The following is a 17,613-nucleotide window of genomic DNA, read 5'->3' on the forward strand; positions in this document are numbered from 1 at the left end:
CGCCAGTTCAGCGCCCTCGTTACAGTCAAGCAGCGTTAGGGCGCAGCGAATAGGTCTTCAGCTGATCCGCGAAGTCGCGCAGGGATTGAATCCCGCTGGCCTCGGCTTCGTGTACCCAATCCTTGATGGCGGCGAGCATGTCGTGACCATTTGAGCTGGTCTTGACCCAGATCTGCTGCAGGGCCAAGCGTTTCTCGTAAATCACCTTCAGTGCATGACTGTGCTCGAGCATGTTCTGGATGCGCACGTGGTGTTTGTCATCCAGCAGGCTGGTTTCCCGCGAGAGCAGGCGTTTGGCCCGGTGAAACTGGTGGCGCACCGAATGATCGACCTTTTCCAGCTCTTGTTTGACCAGTGGGCCGATCACCAGCTTGCGGTACTGGGCCATGATCTGGAAGCGGTTGTTCAGGATCGCCATGGCGGTATCCATGTCCAGGCTGCCTTTGCCTTCGACGCGGTGGGCAATCGGCGCAACCCGCTGGACTTTGGCCAGGCGCAGAAAGCTGAAGACTTTGATCCAGGCCCAGCCGAGGTCGAACTCCCATTTCTTCACCGACAGTTTTGCCGAATTGGGATAGGTGTGATGGTTGTTATGCAGTTCTTCACCGCCAATCAGGATGCCCCATGGCACCAGGTTGGTCGCCGCATCCCGGCATTCGAAGTTGCGGTAGCCGACGGCATGTCCCAGGCCATTGACCACGCCGGCGGCCCATACCGGAATCCACATCATCTGGATCGCCCAGATGGTGATACCGATGGTGCCGAACAGCAGCAGGTCGATAACGCCCATGATCGCGATGCCCAGCAGCGGGAAACGGCTGTAGAGATTGCGCTCGATCCAGTCTTCGGGACAGTTTTTGCCGTAGATGCGCAGGGTCTCGGGGTTTTCCGCTTCGGCGCGGTACAGCTCTGCGCCTTTGCGCAGAACGGTCGACAGGCCCTTGATGACCGGGCTGTGCGGGTCATCGACGGTTTCGCATTTGGCGTGATGCTTGCGATGGATGGCGGTCCACTCGCGGGTGTTCTGCGCCGTGGTCAGCCACAGCCAGAAACGGAAGAAATGCTTGAGGCCCCCATTCAGCTCTAGGGAGCGATGGGCGGAGTAACGATGCAGGTAGACCGTGACGGCGATGATCGTGACGTGGGTCATCAGCAGGGTGACTGCCACCAGAGACCAGGGCGACAAGCCAAGAAAACCTTCGTACCACATAGGCTATAGGGCCCTCGATAAAGAAAAAGACAGCCATTGCATTATCACTAAGCCCACAGAGAAAACCAGTCACCCTTTCAGATAAGAGTGGCTGGATGTGTCTTTTATTTATAATTCCCACTTTTTTGTAGGGGCATCGATCGCCGGATGTATGCCACCTATCACGCTGCCTTGCTCGCAACGCTGCTTTATCTGTTGCTATCTGTGGTTTGGCTGCAGCTCAGTGGCTATTTATTGAACAGTTTCTTCGATGATTTAGCTGGGCGTGCGCCGGTGATTCGGTAAAAGATCAAAAGATCACAGCCTTTGACAGCTCCTGCAGGGTGCGCACTACGGTGTGTGGGGGGGCTGAGGCTGCGATCTTTTGACCTTCTTTCTGCGCAAGCCCTTGTCCCATCAGATAATGTTTTCTGGTTATATAAACATTCTTAAATAGTCTTTTTAAGAATATCTGCGCCTCTCTACTATTGCCCTCAAGCCACAAGCAGTGCCGTCCACTGCCAGGCAATCTCTCAGTAGAAGGAGCAGCACCATGAGCGCATCCCTGCGTAGCGTTGACGGTCAAGACGAAGCCACCATCCTGCGTGAAATCCAGAGTGCCTTGCGTGACCTGCGTTTTGGCGCGGTGGAAATCACCGTGCACAACGCCCAGGTGGTTCAGATCGAGCGCAAGGAAAAATTCCGTTTGCAGCAGCCGGGCAACAAGCCGGGCTGAGGCTGACGATCTGTAAGCCGGCAACCGTTTCCAACCCATAAGAAAAAGCCATCACGCCCAGAATTCCAGGAGCTTTCACCATGTCGTCGATTCGTCATTTTGCTTTGGCCGCCCTGGCCAGTGCCCTGTTCGCCGGTTCCGCGGTTGCCAAGGATTACGAACTGCTCAACGTGTCGTATGACCCGACTCGTGAGTTGTATCAGGACTACAACGCCGAGTTCGTCAAGTTCTGGCAGAAGGACCATGCCGGTGACAACGTGAAGATCCAGCAATCCCACGGTGGTTCGGGCAAGCAGGGGCGGGCAGTGATCGACGGCCTGCGTGCCGACGTGGTGACCTTGGCGCTGGCCGGTGATATCGATGAAATCGCCAAATTGGGCAAGACCCTGCCCGCCGACTGGCAGAAGCGCCTGCCGGAAGCGAGCACGCCGTATACCTCCACCATCGTGTTCCTGGTGCGCAAGGGCAACCCGAAAGGCATCAAGGACTGGGGTGACCTGGTCAAGAATGACGTCTCGGTCATTACGCCAAACCCGAAAACCTCCGGTGGTGCGCGCTGGAACTTCCTCGCGGCGTGGGCTTATGGCCTCAAAGCCAACGGCGGTGACGAAGCCAAGGCCAAGCAATACGTGCAAACCCTGTTCAAGCACGTACCCGTGCTGGACACCGGTGCCCGCGGCTCAACCATTACCTTCGTCAACAATGGTCAGGGCGACGTGCTGCTGGCCTGGGAAAACGAAGCTTTCCTGGCCCTGAAAGAAGATGGTGGCGCCGACAAATTCGAGATCGTCGTGCCTTCCCTGTCGATCCTTGCCGAGCCGCCAGTGGCAGTGGTCGACAAGAACGCCGAGAAAAAGGGCAACGAGCAGATCGCCGAAGCCTACCTCAAGCACCTGTACAGCCCGGCCGGCCAGGAAATCGCGGCGAAAAACTTCTATCGTCCAAGGGACAAGGAAGTGGCTGCCAAGTACGCCCAGCAGTTCCCGAAACTGGAATTGGTGAGCATCGACAAGGACTTCGGGGGCTGGAAAACCGCTCAGCCGAAATTCTTCAATGACGGCGGAGTATTCGACCAGATCTACCAGGCACAGTAATCTTAAATAGCCACCACAAGCCCCAATGCAAGTCAGCTACGGTGCTTGGCATGTGGGAGCGGGCTTGCTCGCGAAGGCGGTGTATCAGGCGGCATTTACGTTGACTGAGACACTGCTTTCGCGAGCAAGCCCGCTCCCACATGGGTGGGTTTAGCGGATCGCTTTTTAACCAAGGACTTTTATGTCGCGTCGTATCTCCCCCGTCATACCCGGCTTCGGGCTGACGCTGGGCTACACCTTGGTGTACCTCAGCCTGATTGTGCTCATACCTCTGGCGGCGATGTTCATACATGCCGCCCAACTAACCTGGGATCAGTTCTGGGCCATCATTTCGGCGCCACGGGTGCTGGCGGCGCTGAAGCTGAGCTTCAGCACCGCACTCTATGCCGCGATCATCAACGGCATCATCGGCACGCTGCTCGCCTGGGTGCTGGTGCGCTATACCTTCCCTGGACGCAAAGTCATCGACGCCATGATCGACCTGCCGTTCGCATTGCCCACCGCCGTGGCCGGTATCGCGCTGACTGCGCTGTACACCCCCACGGGGCTGGTTGGTCAATTTGCAGCCGATCTGGGCTTCAAGATCGCCTATACCCCTCTGGGCATCACCCTTGCCCTCACTTTTGTGACACTTCCATTCGTAGTACGTACCGTACAGCCAGTATTGGCCGATATTCCCCGTGAAGTGGAAGAAGCGGCGGCGTGCCTGGGTGCCAAACCCTTACAGGTTTTCCGTCATATTCTGGTGCCGGCACTGCTCCCGGCATGGCTCACCGGCTTCGCGTTGGCCTTTGCCCGCGGGGTCGGCGAGTACGGATCGGTGATTTTCATCGCCGGCAACATGCCGATGAAAACCGAGATTCTGCCGCTGCTGATCATGGTCAAGCTCGACCAGTACGATTACACCGGCGCCACCTCCATTGGTGTACTGATGCTGGTGGTTTCCTTTGTCCTGTTGCTGCTAATCAACTTGTTGCAGCGGCGCATCGAAACCCCATAAGGAGGCGCAGAACATGTCCCAATCGTCTATTGCTGCCGCTTCCTCGAATGCTGCCCGTCGTGGCAGTGCGACATCGCGGCGAATCCTGATCGGTCTTGGCTGGCTGATTTTTGCGCTGTTTCTATTGCTGCCGCTGTTTATCGTGGTGTCCCAGGGCCTGAAGCTTGGTCTGGGTGCGTTCTTCACCGCGATCTTTGAACCGGATGCACTGTCAGCGCTGAAACTCACGGTGATCGCCGTGTTGATTTCGGTGCCGTTGAACCTGGTATTCGGCGTCAGTGCCGCGTGGTGTGTGAGCAAGTACTCGTTCCGCGGCAAGAGCATGCTGGTGACGCTGATCGACCTGCCGTTTTCGGTGTCGCCGGTGATCGCGGGCCTGGTCTACGTGTTGATGTTCGGCGCCCAGGGCCTGTTCGGGCCGTGGCTTCAGGATCACGACATCCAGATCGTCTTCGCCCTGCCGGGCATCGTGCTGGCGACAATTTTCGTCACCGTACCGTTCGTGGCCCGCGAGTTGATTCCGCTGATGCAGGAACAGGGCACCCAGGAGGAAGAGGCCGCGCGCCTGCTCGGGGCCAATGGCTGGCAGATGTTCTGGCATGTCACCGTACCCAACATCAAATGGGGCCTGATCTACGGCGTGGTGCTGTGCACCGCCCGGGCCATGGGTGAATTCGGTGCGGTGTCGGTGGTTTCCGGGCACATTCGCGGGGTGACCAACACCCTGCCGCTGCACGTCGAGATCCTCTACAACGAATACAACCACGTGGCCGCGTTCGCCGTGGCGAGCCTGTTGCTGATCCTGGCGCTCTTCATCCTGCTGCTCAAGCAGTGGAGCGAAAACCGTATTAACCGCCTGCGCACCAGCGCCGCGGAGGAATAATTCATGTCGATCGAAGTGCGTAACGTCAGCAAGAATTTCAACGCGTTCAAGGCCCTGGACAACATCAGCCTGGACATCCAGAGCGGCGAACTCGTGGCGCTGCTGGGCCCGTCGGGTTGCGGCAAGACCACGCTGCTGCGGATCATCGCCGGTCTGGAAACCCCGGATCAGGGCAACATCGTGTTTCACGGTGAAGACGTCTCCGGGCACGACGTGCGTGATCGCAACGTCGGTTTCGTGTTCCAGCATTACGCCTTGTTCCGCCACATGACGGTGTTCGACAACGTCGCCTTCGGCCTGCGCATGAAGCCGAAGAATCAGCGCCCAAGCGAAAGCCAGATCGCGGCAAAGGTTCATGAACTGCTGAACATGGTGCAGCTCGATTGGCTGTCGGATCGCTACCCGGAGCAACTGTCCGGCGGCCAGCGTCAGCGTATTGCCCTGGCCCGGGCCCTGGCGGTGGAGCCGAAAGTGCTGTTGCTCGACGAACCCTTCGGCGCCCTCGATGCCAAGGTCCGCAAGGAGCTGCGCCGCTGGCTCGCGCGCCTGCACGAAGACATCAACCTGACTTCGGTGTTCGTGACCCACGACCAGGAAGAAGCAATGGAAGTCGCCGACCGCATCGTGGTGATGAACAAGGGCGTGATCGAACAGATCGGCTCACCGGGCGACGTTTACGAGAACCCGGCGAGCGATTTCGTTTATCACTTCCTTGGCGATTCCAACCGTCTGCACCTGGGCGAGGACAAGCACGTGTTGTTCCGCCCGCACGAGGTGTCGTTGTCGCGGCATGAACTGGAAGACCACCATGCGGCGCAAGTGCGCGATATCCGCCCGCTGGGCGCGACGACGCGGGTGACGCTGAAGGTCGAAGGGCAGAGTGATTTGATCGAGGCCGAAGTGGTGAAGGATCACGACAGCCTGATTGGACTGGCCAAGGGCGAGACGTTGTTCTTCAAGCCCAAGGTCTGGCAGAAAGTCGCCAACATCTAAAATCTGGCAACAGACAAGGAGCTGGCTTGCCAGCGATCAGCGATAACGCGGTGTGCCATGCTCACCGCAATCGCCAGCAAGCCGGCTCCTACAGACCTTTCAGGCCGCTGCGTTTTTGCGATTGACCCGCACTCCGCCTGCCCGCGCCTCGATCTGCTCCTTGAGCTCAAGGCGCATCCCCAGCAGGAACGCCAGTTCAGCCACCACGAACAACGGGCCGACAATCAGCCCCGTCACGTCATCGACAAATGCCGGTTTGCGCCCTTCGTAGTGATGGCCGACAAACTGGATCACCCACCCGATCACAAACATCGCCAGGCCGCTGCTCAACCACACCATCGTGCTTTGCTGGGCCAACACGTACCCGAGCCATACACTCAACCCAAGCAACACCGTCATCACCACACCGAGGCGCAATTCCAGGCGCAGGTAGAACCACGCCGAGGCCAGCGACACCAGCACCGCCGGTGAAAGCCAGCCAGCGCCCCATTGCGGACGCGACAGCAGAACGGCCACGGCGACCATGATCAGCGGAATACCGATGAAGTGAGTGGCAATGTTGCGTGGGTCGCGATGGTAGGCGGCGTATTGACTGAGGTGGTCGACGAGGCTTTTCATTGTTGTTCTCCTGTGGGTTGATGGATCATGCCCCGGGGCCACTTCACGCTCTGTCAGCCAGGCGACAATCTCTAGGAGTTTTCATGGATATGCAGGTCTGGCGCCCATGCCTGATGCGCGGTCAGTGGTTCAGCCATTTGCCTGTTTCTCTACAGGATAGTCTGCTGTCCGTTGCCCGGGTACGGCGCTTGTCACCGGGCCAGCGCCTGTTCCAGCGCGGTGATCCGCCTTGTGGCCTGTACGCGGTGCTTGAAGGCGCGGTGCGCATCGGCGCGGTGAGTGAGCAGGGCAAGGAGGCGTTGCTCAGCGTGGTGGAAGCGCCGCACTGGTTCGGCGAAATCTGCCTGTTCGACGGCCAGGCGCGCACCCATGATGCATTTGGCCTGGGCCAGTGCACCCTGCTGCACATCCCGCAGGCTGCGCTGCTGGCGCTACTCGCCGAACAACCGGAGCACTGGCGGCAACTGGCCTTGTTGATGAGCCAGAAGCTGCGCCTGACCTTTATCTATCTCGAACAACTAAGCCTGATGCCCGCCCCGACGCGGCTGGCGCACCGTTTGCTGATGATCGCTCAGGGCTACGGCGAGATCGACCCGCCGCGCCGCGTCCTGCAACTGCCCCAGGAGCAGTTGGCGTCGATGTTGTCGTTATCGCGCCAGACCACCAATCAAATCCTCAAGGATCTTCAGGGGCAGGGCATTTTGAAGCTTGGTTATGGCGAGATTGAAATCCTTGATGTCGAGCGGTTGCGCGAGCTGGCGATCTTTTAGGGGTGGGCTTTCCTCGCGAAGGCGCCTAGCCTGTCAGGACGACAATTGAGGTGTGCCATGCGTGTGTTGCTAGTGGAAGACGAACCCGAGGTCGCCGAACGGCTTGCCAAGGGCTTGAGCGAGGCCAGCTATACGGTGGATGTGGCCGTCAATGGCATGGACGGGCGGCGTTTCATCGAGTCCGGTGAGTACGAGATGATCATCCTCGACGTCATGCTGCCGGGGCTCAACGGCTGGCAGTTGTTGCAACAGATCCGCAAGCTCGGCGCAACGCCCGTGCTGTTTCTCACCACTCGCGATGGCATCGAGGATCGCCTGCGTGGTCTGGAGCTGCACGAGGATGATTACTTGCTCAAGCCGTTTGCCGTGAGCGAACTGGTGACGCGGGTGCGCAAGTTGTTGCGGCGGGATCGGGGGCGTTGACGCGATGAGTTTTGCACAAAGTTGAACTGCTCTCGGCCTTGAATCTGCACTAAATACAATGCATATTCGTTTATAGGCAAGATTTGCACTGTATACGATGCAGGATTTTTGAATGGAAAACCTTGGTGAACTGATTCGTACACTACGCAAAAAGCAAAAGCTTACCCAGCAAGCGCTGGCAGAACAGTATGGAATGAGCCGCTCTACGATATCGGGTATCGAGAACAGCTCCATCTCCGAAATTGGTCTGCGCAAGGTTGAGGCGATCCTCAATGGATTTGGGTATGAGCTTACCGCCGTACCTCGCCAGTCAACGCGTCCAACGCTGGACTCTCTGAAGAAGGTTAATTTCCATGGATGAGCGGCAGAAAATTGACCGGCTGCACATCAGCGTCTCCGACGCTGCGGTCGGCATTCTCGGTCGTGGTCAACCTCGCAGCGATTCAGTTTTTACCTATTCCGAAAGCACGCAGGAAGAGAATTCGGTTTCGTTGACGATGCCGGCTCGCTTGGAAAGTTATACGTGGGAGCAAGGTGTACCGCCGATTTTCGAAATGAACCTGCCAGAAGGTGCCCTGCGCGACGAATTGGTTCGTCGCTTCAGTAAAGCGGTCAGAGGGTTTGATGATTTTTCCATGCTGGCAATCGTCGGACCCTACCAGCTCGGTCGAGTGGGGATTGCAAGTGCGCAAGATGGGAGCGACTGTCCACCTGACACCAGCCTCGCTGATCTTTTGGTTCACGACGGTGCCCAAGGTTTATTCGAAGAACTATTACAGACGTATGGCCAGTATTCGGGCGTTTCCGGCGTGCAGCCCAAAGTGCTTATCCGCGATAGTGAGACAGTCGTTGACCGTTTGACTCATCGCGGCGCGACTCACTTGGTCAAATCGTTCCGTCCAGAGGAATACCCTGAGCTTGCGGCCAACGAATATTTTTGCATGCGGGCCGCGTTGCATTCGGGTCTTGAAGTGCCGAAATTTGAACTCAGTGAGCACGGAAAATTTCTGATTGTCGAACGCTTCGACCTGAACGACCAAGGGTATTTGGGGTTCGAGGATTTCTGTGTTCTCAATGCTTGGCCATCAAAGGCCAAGTACGATGGTTCATACGAAGGTGCCGCCAGGCAGATCAAAGAGTTTGTCTCCCCGCCATTGCTCAACCGGGCGCTTGAATCTTTTTTCAAGATTGTTGCGCTCTCGTCGGGCCTGAAGAATGGAGACGCTCACCTCAAGAACTTTGGTGTGCTGTACGATCATTGTGGTTCCGATACGCAGATCCGCCTCGCACCGGCCTACGACGTCATCACCACTTCGGTCTACATAAAGACCGACAGCATGGCGTTGTTGCTCGGTGGGTCGAAAGCATGGCCCAAGTACAAAATGCTGATGCGTTTTGGCCGGTCGGCCTGCAATCTGACGGAAGGGCGTTGCAATGAATTGCTGCAACAAGTGGCCCATGGCATGGACGTGGCGATGAACGAAATGGCTGATTACATCAAGGTTAACCGAGGTTTTACCAGCGTTGGCGAATCGATGATTGAGCAATGGCGCTCAGGCATGGCACGCAGTCTCGTGAAAAACTGATCAGCGCAACCCATCCCGAAACTGCCCCGGCGTCATCCCGGTCCAGCGCTTGAATGCGCGGCTGAAACTGCTGGTGTCAGCGAAGCCGAGCAGATAGCTGATCTCACTCAATGACACTTGCGGATCACGCAGGTGCAGCAGCGCCAGATTTTCCCGACTTTCGTTGAGCAGCGTATCGAACCGGCAGCCTTCATCGGCCAGGTGCCGCTGCAAACTGCGCAGGCTCAAGTGCAGGGCCTTGGCGATGTGCTCGGCGCTGGGTTCGCCTTCGGGCAACTGCTCCTCAATGGCATCGCGAACCTTGCGTTCCCACGTCAGCGGCTTGAGTTGCGCCAGGGTTCTCTTGAGCACGGTTTCGTTGTGCTCGGCCAGTTCCGGGTTGGCATCGTCCAGATGGCTGTCGAAGTCCAGGAGGGCGAATTCCAGCCGGTCTTCCTCGGCGCCAAAGTACACCGGTGAGCGGAATACCTTGTGCCATTGATGCGCGTCCAGCGGTTCCGGGCGCCGCAGGAACGCCGCCAACGGTGCGTAGTCACGACCCAGGCGATTGCGGCAAGTGCGCACGTAGATCGCCATGAAGGCATCGATGGCCTCGAAGGCCGGTGCCGGATTGCCAGGCGGAATTTTCAGACTGAAATGGTAGCGATCCTCTGCCCGGATCAGCTCCAGCTCCAGGGCATCGCTGACCACCTGGTGATAACGCACGATGCGCTCGAACACTTCGCGCAGACTGCCGCTGGCCACCAATGCGTAGCCCAGCGCGTGGAACGTAGTCGGGCTGACAAAGCGCGATACGCGCAAACCAATCGCCGGGTCGCCGCTGACCTGCACCGCCAGTTCCCACAGCCGCGTGGTGCCAGACAACGGGTAACGAGCGTTCGGGTCGTCCATCAAGTGCGGGTCGAGGCCTGCTTGATGGCACAGTGCGCCGCTGTCGATGCCCAGGGCATCGAGTTGCTTGCGCAGAGCGCGGGTCCAGCTGGCAAGGGACGTCGGTTCACTCATGCTGATTGGCGCTTCCGGTCAACAGGTTGGCGTTCACGGCTACCGCGTTGTGAAGATTCGCAAGGCAGGATGCGAACATCAATAACCAGAGGATGGAAGCATGGACCGTACTTCTGCAAGTCCCCAGCGACTGAATGCAGCGCAACGATCGGCACATATTCGCGAAGTGGTGCTGGCCAGAGGCGTCGAACTGCGTAAACAGTATCCGATTCTCAAGCATCAGGACGCCCTTGGCGCGGGCATTCTGGCCTTCGCGCTGATCGGTATGGTCGGTTCGGCTGCGTTGTACATGACCGGGCACATGGCCTGGTGGGTCTGCCTGCTGCTCAATGCCTTTTTCGCCTCGCTGACCCACGAGCTGGAACACGACCTGATTCACAGCATGTACTTCCGCAAGCAGCGGGTGCCGCACAACCTGATGATGGGGCTGGTGTGGCTGGCGCGGCCGAGCACGATCAATCCGTGGATTCGCCGCCATCTGCATCTCAACCACCACAAGGTGTCCGGCACTGAAACCGATATGGAAGAGCGCGCCATCACCAATGGCGAACCTTGGGGGTTCGCACGGTTTTTGATGATCGGCGACAACATCATGTCGGCGTTCATCCGCATGCTCCGGGCGCCAACCTGGGCGCGCAAATTAAGCATCATCAAGCGCACCCTGAAGGTCTACGCGCCGCTGGCACTTGTGCATTGGGGCGCCTGGTATGTGTTTCTCGGCTTCCACGCAGCGAACGGTATCGCGTACCTGATGGGTGCGCCGATCGAGTGGTCGGCGACGACGCTGTCGGTGATGCAGGTGATCGATATCGCGGCAGTGGTGATCATCGGCCCGAACGTGCTGCGTACGTTCTGTTTGCACTTCATCAGCTCAAACATGCATTACTACGGTGACATCGAGCCGGGGAATGTGATGCAGCAGTGCCAGGTGCTGCATGCATGGTGGTTGTGGCCGTTGCAGGCATTCTGCTTCAACTTCGGCAGTAGCCATGGCATCCACCATTTTGTGGTGAAGGAACCGTTTTACATCCGCCAGATGACCGTGCCGGTTGGACATAAGGTGATGCGCGAAATGGGTGTGCGCTTTAATGATTTTGGTACGTTTGCGCGGGCCAACCGGTTTGTGCGCAAGGATGTCGGGGTGCAGGAAGAGGTGCGTACAGCGCAGGCTTGATGAGTGTCGATGATGGCCTCATCGCGAGCAGGCTCGCTCACAGGGGACCTCTGTTGTACTCAAATAGTGAGTCCAAAGACGACCCACTGTGGGAGCCTGCTCGCGATAGCGATAGTTCAGACAACATCAATCCGGCTGAAACGGCGAGGCTTGCCGTGCCATTGCTTGCCCGGATGGCGCACGCCGGCCACCGGGCCAACCATCAACGGCGTCAATCTGTATCAGGCACGGGCCAGCGCCGCTGGTGCAACGCTGGTCAACGCGGCAAGGCGTGGTCGTGCCGGGGCGTATGACTCCGGCGACTTGAATCAGTACAGCTCCAGCCCTTCTGGCTTACTGAACCTCAGCTACCGCGTCACCGACGACCTCCTCACTTATGCAACCCTCACCACGCTCTGGACGGCAGCCAACGGCGGCTATGAAGGCCTGCTCGGTGCGCCGCGGACCCTGGGTGTGACGGGTCGCTACGACTTTTAAGCAGCAACTGTCTCCCGCGGCTACCCAGGGCTGCGCGCGGGAGACAGACGCCTCAATTGCCGGTGACCAGGACGCAGGTTTGCGCCTTGCAGCCCTTGCCATTGCTCAGCGAGACAAACCGGATGACTGCCTCGGGCGTCGAAGTGGAAATCGTCACCGTGGCGTTTTGGTAATCCCTGGCCTCAAAGCGCTCATCCGGTAACACGACGCCCTTCCACTGCCTCTGGAAGACATTGATGGGGTAACTGGTCTTGTTGCTGATCTCGAGTTCAATCGGTTCCTGGTCCTTGGTAGTGGCCGCAAAAAGCGATAACGGCGCCAATAACAGCGCCATGTAAGTCAGCAGGCGGGTAGTGAATGTCATGGGTACTCATCCTGAGTTGATTGAATGAAGCGGTATTTAACGTTGGTACAACTGTTGTTGTTCTAAAGCGTGTAGCTGCCCTTTAGCAATCCTGCTGTTGTAAGACGGCGTGTGCACCGGCTTGAGACCGTATGAATCATGCCGTCCGGGAATATTTTCCATGCCTTGAAAGCATGCAGTCTCGGCCTGTGGCCCCGACCCTTTACGGATCAAGGCGTGTAGCAATTCGGAAGTTTTATATATTCCTTAAAGTTCTATATTTAACTTTAAATATTACTTCCGAAGCTAAGCGTTTCGGCCAATGATTCTTCCATCCAGAGGTCGTCGGGGGATGTTCAGTACGACCATCGATTTCAAGATTCATTAAACCGAAACCAAATTCGCGCGAAACGTTTACACGAGGAATACACCATGACGTTACTGGCATCTCCACTTGCATCCATTGAAAGCGCGGTGATCTGACTGTTGGTGGTTTTTTCCGTCGCCACCTGGGGGCTGGCATTGCTCAAGGGTGTGCAGTTTGGCCGCCTCAAGGCGCAGGATCGCAGGTTTCATAAACAGTTCTGGGCCGCTTCTGGTCTGGATTCAGCGGCGGAGTTGGCCGAAACCCAACCCGGCGCTGCAGCGCGGGTAGCGCAGACCGGTTACGCGGCAATTCAGGTGGGCTAGGCGCCACAAGCGGCGGACCTGAGCCAGGCGATCAATCATCAGGATCGCCTTGAAAGGGCCTTGTGCAAGCAGATCGTGCGTGAGCGCCGCTCGAGCGGGCAGGGGTCACCAAGCTGTCGGTGATTACCACGCGCTGAAAGGTTTTCGATTTTCCGGGGCCGTCTCCTTGGCAGGGTGCGGCCCTTTTTTTGCCTGAAACAAAGCCCCCAAAGGGGTATGTATTATTCGATATGGATCTTAATAAATAGCTTCTTATTCCTTAACGAATATAAATCTCCTCCCTATACTCGACCGGGAACAGACACGCAGCAGGAGAGCTCCCCCCATGCGCAACGAATCAATTCGCTACCTGATTGTGCCGGGCTGGCAAGGATCGCCAGAAGATCATTGGCAAAGCCACTGGCAGAACAGCCTGCCGAACAGCGCACGGGTTGAGCAGGCTGACTGGCTGACACCGCGTCGTGAAGACTGGGTGGCGGCGCTGGCCGAGGCGATTGCCGCCGATAGCACGCCAGTGATCCTGATCGCCCATAGCCTGGGCTGCATCACCGTCGCGCATTGGGCGGCGACTGCGCCTGTGCAGTTTTTGCGTCAGGTGCGTGGCGCCTTGCTGGTTGCCCCGGCGGACGTAGAACGCCCTGCCTGTGCACCGGCCCTGCGCAACTTCGCGCCGATCCCGACGCACTTGCTGCCATTCCCGAGCCAGGTCGTCAGCTCCGACAACGACAGCGCCGTCAGTGCGCCGCGAGCCCTGGAGCTGGCGCGCAATTGGGGGGCCGAGGCGGGGATTCTGGCGGGGGCCGGGCACATCAATGTGAAGTCCGGTCATCAGCGCTGGGAGCAGGGTTTTGCTTACCTCTATCGTCTGCAGAACCGCATGGAGCATCACGCCCTGCGTCGCGCCTGAACCTTCTTGTTTTGTGAATCGGCCCCCCGCCTCCCGGCGGCTTTGGGCGGGAGTCTGCCATGAGTTTTGAAACATTCGGTCAGCCACTGCTGACGTTCCCCGATGCTGAAAAAAGCCCCCTGAGCATTCGCGCCAAGGCGCTGGTGTTCGTCGATCCGCGTTCCCGCCAGTTACGCCAGGATCTGGAACTACTGGCCCCGCGCGCCATCTCGGTGCTGATCCGTGGCGAAACCGGTACCGGCAAGGAATTGTTGGCGCGGCATATCCATCGCGCCAGTGATCGTGGCGGGTTGTTCGTTTCGGTCAACTGCGGCGCGATCAGCCCGACCTATGCCGACGCTGAACTGTTCGGCTACGCGGCGGGCAGTTTCAGCGGTTCGGCGAGCAGTCGCGCGGGCTGGTTCGGGTCGGCCAATGGCGGCACCTTATACCTGGATGAAATTGGCGACCTGCCGCTGGCGATTCAGATCAAATTGCTCGCCGCTCTGGAAAACCACGAAGTGACCCGCGTCGGCGCTTATCAGCCAAGCCCCGTGGATGTGCGGTTAGTGGCAGCCACCAGCATCGACCTGGCCCAAGCGGTCGCTGCCGGGAAATTTCATGAGCGGCTTTATCACTATCTCAGTGAGGGGCAACTGGAGTTGCCGGCGTTACGTGAGCGCACGGGCGACATTCTGTCGCTGGCCGAGTATTTCCTTGGCATTTACAGCCAGCGCCTGGAACTGCCGGTGCCGTTGATCAGCGAGGCGGCACAAGCTGTGCTGGAGCGCCACAGTTGGCCCGGCAACACCCGGGAGCTGGAAAACATCATTCACTTTGCGCTGCTGGTGAGCACCGGTGACGAGATTTTGCCTGAGCATTTGAATTTGCCGGATGACGGATTGGTGCAAATTGAACGACAACTCCAGCTGATTCTCGACACGGGTTCCGACGCCGAAAAAGACGCTCTGAAACAAATACTTACGCAAACTGGCCTCCTGTAGGAGCGAGCCTGCTCGCGATGAACCTGAGAGCGCTGCGGGGTGTCAGGACACCAGCGTTATCGTTGACGACCACCGCGAGCAGGCTCGCTCCAACATGGAATGCGCGAGTTAGAGCTGTATGAACAAAATGGAATATGAAAGTGAATAAAAGATATTGTTCGGGAATAAAAAATCCCGGTATTGTCCGCGTCACGCCAGCGATAGCACTTCGCTGGCACCTTCATATTTAGCCGTCGCCACAAGCGACTGTGATTTTCGATAAGGACACTGCATGAAAAAGGTTCTGTTGTTCACCGCACTGGCGGCTGCCCTGACCGCGGGCCTGGCCCAGGCTGGCGAGAAACTGGTAGTTGCGGCGACCCCTGTTCCACACGCCGAGATTCTCGAGCTGATCAAGCCAACCCTCGCCAAAGAAGGCGTGGACCTGGAAATCAAAGTATTCACCGACTACGTTCAGCCAAACGTACAGGTCGACCAGAAGCGTCTGGATGCCAACTACTTCCAGACCCTGCCATACCTGAAAAGCTTCAACGAAGGCAAAGGCACCAACCTGGTGACCGTGATCGGCGTGCACGTCGAACCGTTCGGCGGCTACTCGAAGAAAGTCAAAACCCTGGCCGAGCTGAAAGACGGCGCGACCATCGCTATCCCGAACGAAGGCAGCAACAGCGGCCGTGCCCTGATCCTGCTTCAGAAGGCTGGCCTGATCGAGCTCAAAGACCCGAAAAACGCCCTGGCCACGCCGAAAGACATCGCCAAGAACCCGCACAACTTCAAGTTCAAGGAGCTTGAATCGGCGATGTTGCCGCGAGTGCTGGATCAGGTCGACCTGGACATGATCAACACCAACTACGCGCTGGAAGCGGGCCTGAACCCGGCTAAAGATGCGCTGGTGATCGAAGGCGCCGACTCGCCTTACGTGAACTTCCTGGTCGCTCGTCCGGACAACAAGGACAGCGCAGCCATCCAGAAACTGGCCAAGGCCCTGACCAGCCCTGAAGTGAAAGCCTTCATCGCGCAGAAGTACAGCGGCGCGGTACTGCCGGCGTTCTGATTCGCCAGGTAAACCCCTTCAAGGTTTCAAACGCCGACGGCTGATAGAGCGTCGGCGTTTTTTATGATCGTTCCCACGCAGAGCATGGGAACGGTCGTCTCAGGCCGTCGCCGTCCGCGCCTTCAACGCCTTGTGCAATGCCATCAACAACTTCACGATATCTTGCGGGTCCAGCCGCTGGGGCACTTCCACGTCTGCCATTTTCCCGTCCTTGTGATTGGTCGGCCGGGGGAGTCTGGCCAAACGCGATCCGTCCTTGGAGTGGCAATCTGAAAAAAAGATCCGTCCTGCGGTGCAAACGAAAAAGGATGTCCTCCGCTGCCCGGAAAATTCGGAATTCTCAGAACATGGCTCGCCATTCATTTGCCATCGCAATAGCCGATAGAACAGCGCCAAACGTCAGTCATGCATCCGGCCAATACCACGCGGGCTCATCAAGCACTCGCTGCCCGACAATCCCGGTCTGCCCCAGGTTTTTCTCCAGCACGATGCAGTTACACTCCGGGTCCTCCTGCAACGCCGAAATCAATCGCCGGGCATGGGACACCACCCACACCTGGCACTGTTCTGATGCCCGGATAATCAAGCGTGCCAATGCCGGCAGCAGGTCCGGGTGCAGGCTGGTTTCCGGTTCGTTGAGCACCATCAGGGTCGGCGGGCGAGGTGTCAGCAGCGCCGCCACCAGCAGCAGATAACGCAATGTGCCGTCCGACAATTCCGCCGCCGAAAGCGGTCGCAACAACCCTTCCTGATAAAACTCGATAGCAAAACGTCCGCCCGCCAGTGGCTCGATATGCAGCCGTGCACCGGGAAAGGCGTCGCTGATTGCGGCCCGCAATGCTTCGGGGTCACCAATTTCGATGATGGTCTGCAAGGCTGCCGCCAGGTCGCGGCCATCGTGATGCAGCACCGGCGTGCGCGTGCCCAGTTGCGGTTGGCGCACCGGCGCGTCGGCGTCGCTGCGAAAGTGATCGTAAAAGCGCCAGCGGCGGATGAATTCGCGCATCTCCAGAACCTCTGGAGAAGCGCGCAGGCTGCCGACCTGATCAAACAAACTGTCGAAATTCGGCGTGTGCTGCGCCAGTACGTCCCAGCTACGGTCGACCCGGGCGCGGATCCTCGGGCCCTCGCGATCCACCAGCAGGCTCGCCGGGCGATAGAACGGCCCGGCCCACAGGCACTCGCGCTTTATTTGCGGGTCGAGGCTGAAGCGCGAGGGAATGGGGGTGCTTTGCCCGGGCAGCATGAAATGGCCGTTGGAATCGGGCAGGCCGAGGCTGATGGAATAGCCGAAGTCTTCCCCGGTAAACCCGAGTCGCAGGCGTTTTACGCCTTGGCGCACAGAAGCTTGCACCGGGACCTCGCCGTTGCGCATGCGTCGGCTGATGTTTTCCGGGCCGGCCCAGAAGGTCGAATCCAGGCCACCCTCGCGCGCCAGGGCGTTGACCACGCCGCCCTGGGCGGTTTCCGCGAGCAGGCGCAAGGCTCGGTACAAATTGGATTTGCCACTGCCATTGGCGCCGGTGATCAGGTTCAGGCGGCCCAGGGGGATCACCAGTTTGTTGATCGAACGGTAATTGGCTACCGCGAGGGTCTTGAGCATGTGATTACCTGGAACGAGCGACCGGGTCCTATTGTCCGACATGCGCAGGCGTCTGGCGCAAGCACTTTCGGGCGCAGGCAGGAGC

At 58.4% G+C, this 17,613-nt stretch carries 18 protein-coding genes and 2 pseudogenes; 15 read left to right on the plus strand and 5 right to left on the minus strand.

The annotated features are described in order from the left end of the window. Positions 1-25: 25 nt before the first annotated feature. Positions 26-1,210, minus strand: coding sequence for a delta-9 fatty acid desaturase DesA (desA, locus tag ASE98_RS24710; RefSeq protein ID WP_060543936.1), 1,185 nt, complete (start codon positions 1,208-1,210; stop codon positions 26-28). A 532-nt stretch (positions 1,211-1,742) separates the two neighbouring features. Between desA and oscA the strand changes: the two genes are divergently transcribed. The 5 genes from oscA to ASE98_RS24735 all read left to right on the plus strand — a co-directional run bounded on the left by oscA (position 1,743) and on the right by ASE98_RS24735 (position 5,895). Then, positions 1,743-1,925, plus strand: coding sequence for a sulfur starvation response protein OscA (oscA, locus tag ASE98_RS24715; protein WP_007975618.1), 183 nt, complete (start codon positions 1,743-1,745; stop codon positions 1,923-1,925). An 80-nt stretch (positions 1,926-2,005) separates the two neighbouring features. Continuing rightward, on the plus strand, positions 2,006-3,019 hold the full coding sequence (locus tag ASE98_RS24720; RefSeq protein ID WP_060543937.1) for a sulfate ABC transporter substrate-binding protein: 1,014 nt from the start codon (positions 2,006-2,008) through the stop codon (positions 3,017-3,019). A 181-nt stretch (positions 3,020-3,200) separates the two neighbouring features. Continuing rightward, positions 3,201-4,019 carry a sulfate ABC transporter permease subunit CysT gene (gene cysT, locus ASE98_RS24725; protein ID WP_060543938.1) on the plus strand — a complete coding sequence of 273 codons (819 nt, stop codon included), beginning with the start codon at positions 3,201-3,203 and terminating at the stop codon, positions 4,017-4,019. Positions 4,020-4,032: 13 nt separating this feature from the next. Beyond that, entirely contained in the window at positions 4,033-4,902 is an 870-nt protein-coding gene (gene cysW, locus ASE98_RS24730) for a sulfate ABC transporter permease subunit CysW (RefSeq protein ID WP_060543939.1), read from the plus strand. A gap of 3 nt (positions 4,903-4,905) precedes the next feature. Then, positions 4,906-5,895 carry a sulfate/molybdate ABC transporter ATP-binding protein gene (locus ASE98_RS24735; protein WP_060543940.1) on the plus strand — a complete coding sequence of 330 codons (990 nt, stop codon included), beginning with the start codon at positions 4,906-4,908 and terminating at the stop codon, positions 5,893-5,895. 99 nt (positions 5,896-5,994) lie between these two features. Here the strand turns inward: ASE98_RS24735 and ASE98_RS24740 are convergent, their stop codons facing one another. Further along, positions 5,995-6,513: an Mpo1 family 2-hydroxy fatty acid dioxygenase gene (locus tag ASE98_RS24740; protein WP_060543941.1), complete on the minus strand. Its 519-nt coding sequence runs from the start codon at positions 6,511-6,513 to the stop codon at positions 5,995-5,997. Between the two features lie 83 nt (positions 6,514-6,596). Here ASE98_RS24740 and ASE98_RS24745 point away from each other — a divergent pair, with 83 nt between their 5' ends. The 4 genes from ASE98_RS24745 (at position 6,597) to ASE98_RS24760 (ending at position 9,292) form a co-directional block, all read left to right on the plus strand. Next, positions 6,597-7,283 carry a Crp/Fnr family transcriptional regulator gene (locus tag ASE98_RS24745; RefSeq protein ID WP_060543942.1) on the plus strand — a complete coding sequence of 229 codons (687 nt, stop codon included), beginning with the start codon at positions 6,597-6,599 and terminating at the stop codon, positions 7,281-7,283. A 57-nt stretch (positions 7,284-7,340) separates the two neighbouring features. Next, positions 7,341-7,706: a response regulator gene (locus ASE98_RS24750; RefSeq protein WP_060543943.1), complete on the plus strand. Its 366-nt coding sequence runs from the start codon at positions 7,341-7,343 to the stop codon at positions 7,704-7,706. 112 nt (positions 7,707-7,818) lie between these two features. Continuing rightward, positions 7,819-8,067, plus strand: a complete 249-nt coding sequence (locus tag ASE98_RS24755) for a helix-turn-helix domain-containing protein (protein WP_060543944.1) — start codon at positions 7,819-7,821, stop codon at positions 8,065-8,067. Further along, positions 8,060-9,292: a type II toxin-antitoxin system HipA family toxin gene (locus tag ASE98_RS24760; RefSeq protein WP_060543945.1), complete on the plus strand. Its 1,233-nt coding sequence runs from the start codon at positions 8,060-8,062 to the stop codon at positions 9,290-9,292. Before ASE98_RS24755 ends, ASE98_RS24760 begins: the two co-directional genes overlap by 8 nt. On the opposite strand, the gene ASE98_RS24765 is transcribed toward ASE98_RS24760, so the two are convergent. Beyond that, complete coding sequence (locus tag ASE98_RS24765) at positions 9,293-10,297, minus strand: AraC family transcriptional regulator (RefSeq protein ID WP_060543946.1); 1,005 nt, start codon at positions 10,295-10,297, stop codon at positions 9,293-9,295. A gap of 100 nt (positions 10,298-10,397) precedes the next feature. Here ASE98_RS24765 and ASE98_RS24770 point away from each other — a divergent pair, with 100 nt between their 5' ends. Further along, entirely contained in the window at positions 10,398-11,471 is a 1,074-nt protein-coding gene (locus ASE98_RS24770) for a fatty acid desaturase (protein WP_060543947.1), read from the plus strand. Positions 11,472-11,858: 387 nt separating this feature from the next. After that, positions 11,859-11,948 (plus strand): annotated as a pseudogene (locus ASE98_RS27860) (hypothetical protein); the annotation flags it as partial. A 52-nt stretch (positions 11,949-12,000) separates the two neighbouring features. On the opposite strand, the gene ASE98_RS24780 reads toward ASE98_RS27860, so the two are convergent. Beyond that, positions 12,001-12,312: a hypothetical protein gene (locus tag ASE98_RS24780; protein WP_060543949.1), complete on the minus strand. Its 312-nt coding sequence runs from the start codon at positions 12,310-12,312 to the stop codon at positions 12,001-12,003. 462 nt (positions 12,313-12,774) lie between these two features. Here ASE98_RS24780 and ASE98_RS24785 point away from each other — a divergent pair. From ASE98_RS24785 to ASE98_RS24800, 4 genes and pseudogenes are all read left to right on the plus strand, one after another. Next, a pseudogene (locus ASE98_RS24785) lies at positions 12,775-13,086 on the plus strand (MotA/TolQ/ExbB proton channel family protein); the annotation flags it as partial. Between the two features lie 220 nt (positions 13,087-13,306). Then, positions 13,307-13,888: an alpha/beta hydrolase gene (locus tag ASE98_RS24790; RefSeq protein ID WP_060543950.1), complete on the plus strand. Its 582-nt coding sequence runs from the start codon at positions 13,307-13,309 to the stop codon at positions 13,886-13,888. A gap of 59 nt (positions 13,889-13,947) precedes the next feature. Continuing rightward, the gene (locus ASE98_RS24795) at positions 13,948-14,871 is read left to right on the plus strand and encodes a sigma 54-interacting transcriptional regulator (protein WP_060543951.1); all 924 of its coding nucleotides are present in this window, start codon (positions 13,948-13,950) and stop codon (positions 14,869-14,871) included. Between the two features lie 271 nt (positions 14,872-15,142). Further along, complete coding sequence (locus ASE98_RS24800; protein ID WP_060543952.1) at positions 15,143-15,925, plus strand: MetQ/NlpA family ABC transporter substrate-binding protein; 783 nt, start codon at positions 15,143-15,145, stop codon at positions 15,923-15,925. Positions 15,926-16,328: 403 nt separating this feature from the next. On the opposite strand, the gene ASE98_RS24805 is transcribed toward ASE98_RS24800, so the two are convergent. Continuing rightward, positions 16,329-17,528, minus strand: a complete 1,200-nt coding sequence (locus tag ASE98_RS24805; protein WP_060543953.1) for an AAA family ATPase — start codon at positions 17,526-17,528, stop codon at positions 16,329-16,331. Positions 17,529-17,613: the final 85 nt, after the last annotated feature.

The sequence above is a fragment of the Pseudomonas sp. Leaf48 genome (assembly GCF_001421885.1).
GTDB lineage: Bacteria > Pseudomonadota > Gammaproteobacteria > Pseudomonadales > Pseudomonadaceae > Aquipseudomonas.

Coding starts and splice junctions, on each gene's coding strand:
- ASE98_RS24735 (WP_060543940.1), top strand. CDS start 4,906: ATGTCGATCGAAGTGCGTAACGTCAGCAAGAATTTCAACGCGTTCAAG.
- ASE98_RS24755 (WP_060543944.1), top strand. CDS start 7,819: ATGGAAAACCTTGGTGAACTGATTCGTACACTACGCAAAAAGCAAAAG.
- ASE98_RS24805 (WP_060543953.1), bottom strand. CDS start 17,528: ATGCTCAAGACCCTCGCGGTAGCCAATTACCGTTCGATCAACAAACTG.
- ASE98_RS24795 (WP_060543951.1), top strand. CDS start 13,948: ATGAGTTTTGAAACATTCGGTCAGCCACTGCTGACGTTCCCCGATGCT.
- ASE98_RS24740 (WP_060543941.1), bottom strand. CDS start 6,513: ATGAAAAGCCTCGTCGACCACCTCAGTCAATACGCCGCCTACCATCGC.
- ASE98_RS24800 (WP_060543952.1), top strand. CDS start 15,143: ATGAAAAAGGTTCTGTTGTTCACCGCACTGGCGGCTGCCCTGACCGCG.
- oscA (WP_007975618.1), top strand. CDS start 1,743: ATGAGCGCATCCCTGCGTAGCGTTGACGGTCAAGACGAAGCCACCATC.
- cysT (WP_060543938.1), top strand. CDS start 3,201: ATGTCGCGTCGTATCTCCCCCGTCATACCCGGCTTCGGGCTGACGCTG.
- ASE98_RS24720 (WP_060543937.1), top strand. CDS start 2,006: ATGTCGTCGATTCGTCATTTTGCTTTGGCCGCCCTGGCCAGTGCCCTG.
- ASE98_RS24790 (WP_060543950.1), top strand. CDS start 13,307: ATGCGCAACGAATCAATTCGCTACCTGATTGTGCCGGGCTGGCAAGGA.
- ASE98_RS24765 (WP_060543946.1), bottom strand. CDS start 10,297: ATGAGTGAACCGACGTCCCTTGCCAGCTGGACCCGCGCTCTGCGCAAG.
- ASE98_RS24750 (WP_060543943.1), top strand. CDS start 7,341: ATGCGTGTGTTGCTAGTGGAAGACGAACCCGAGGTCGCCGAACGGCTT.
- ASE98_RS24780 (WP_060543949.1), bottom strand. CDS start 12,312: ATGACATTCACTACCCGCCTGCTGACTTACATGGCGCTGTTATTGGCG.
- ASE98_RS24760 (WP_060543945.1), top strand. CDS start 8,060: ATGGATGAGCGGCAGAAAATTGACCGGCTGCACATCAGCGTCTCCGAC.
- cysW (WP_060543939.1), top strand. CDS start 4,033: ATGTCCCAATCGTCTATTGCTGCCGCTTCCTCGAATGCTGCCCGTCGT.
- ASE98_RS24770 (WP_060543947.1), top strand. CDS start 10,398: ATGGACCGTACTTCTGCAAGTCCCCAGCGACTGAATGCAGCGCAACGA.
- ASE98_RS24745 (WP_060543942.1), top strand. CDS start 6,597: ATGGATATGCAGGTCTGGCGCCCATGCCTGATGCGCGGTCAGTGGTTC.
- desA (WP_060543936.1), bottom strand. CDS start 1,210: ATGTGGTACGAAGGTTTTCTTGGCTTGTCGCCCTGGTCTCTGGTGGCA.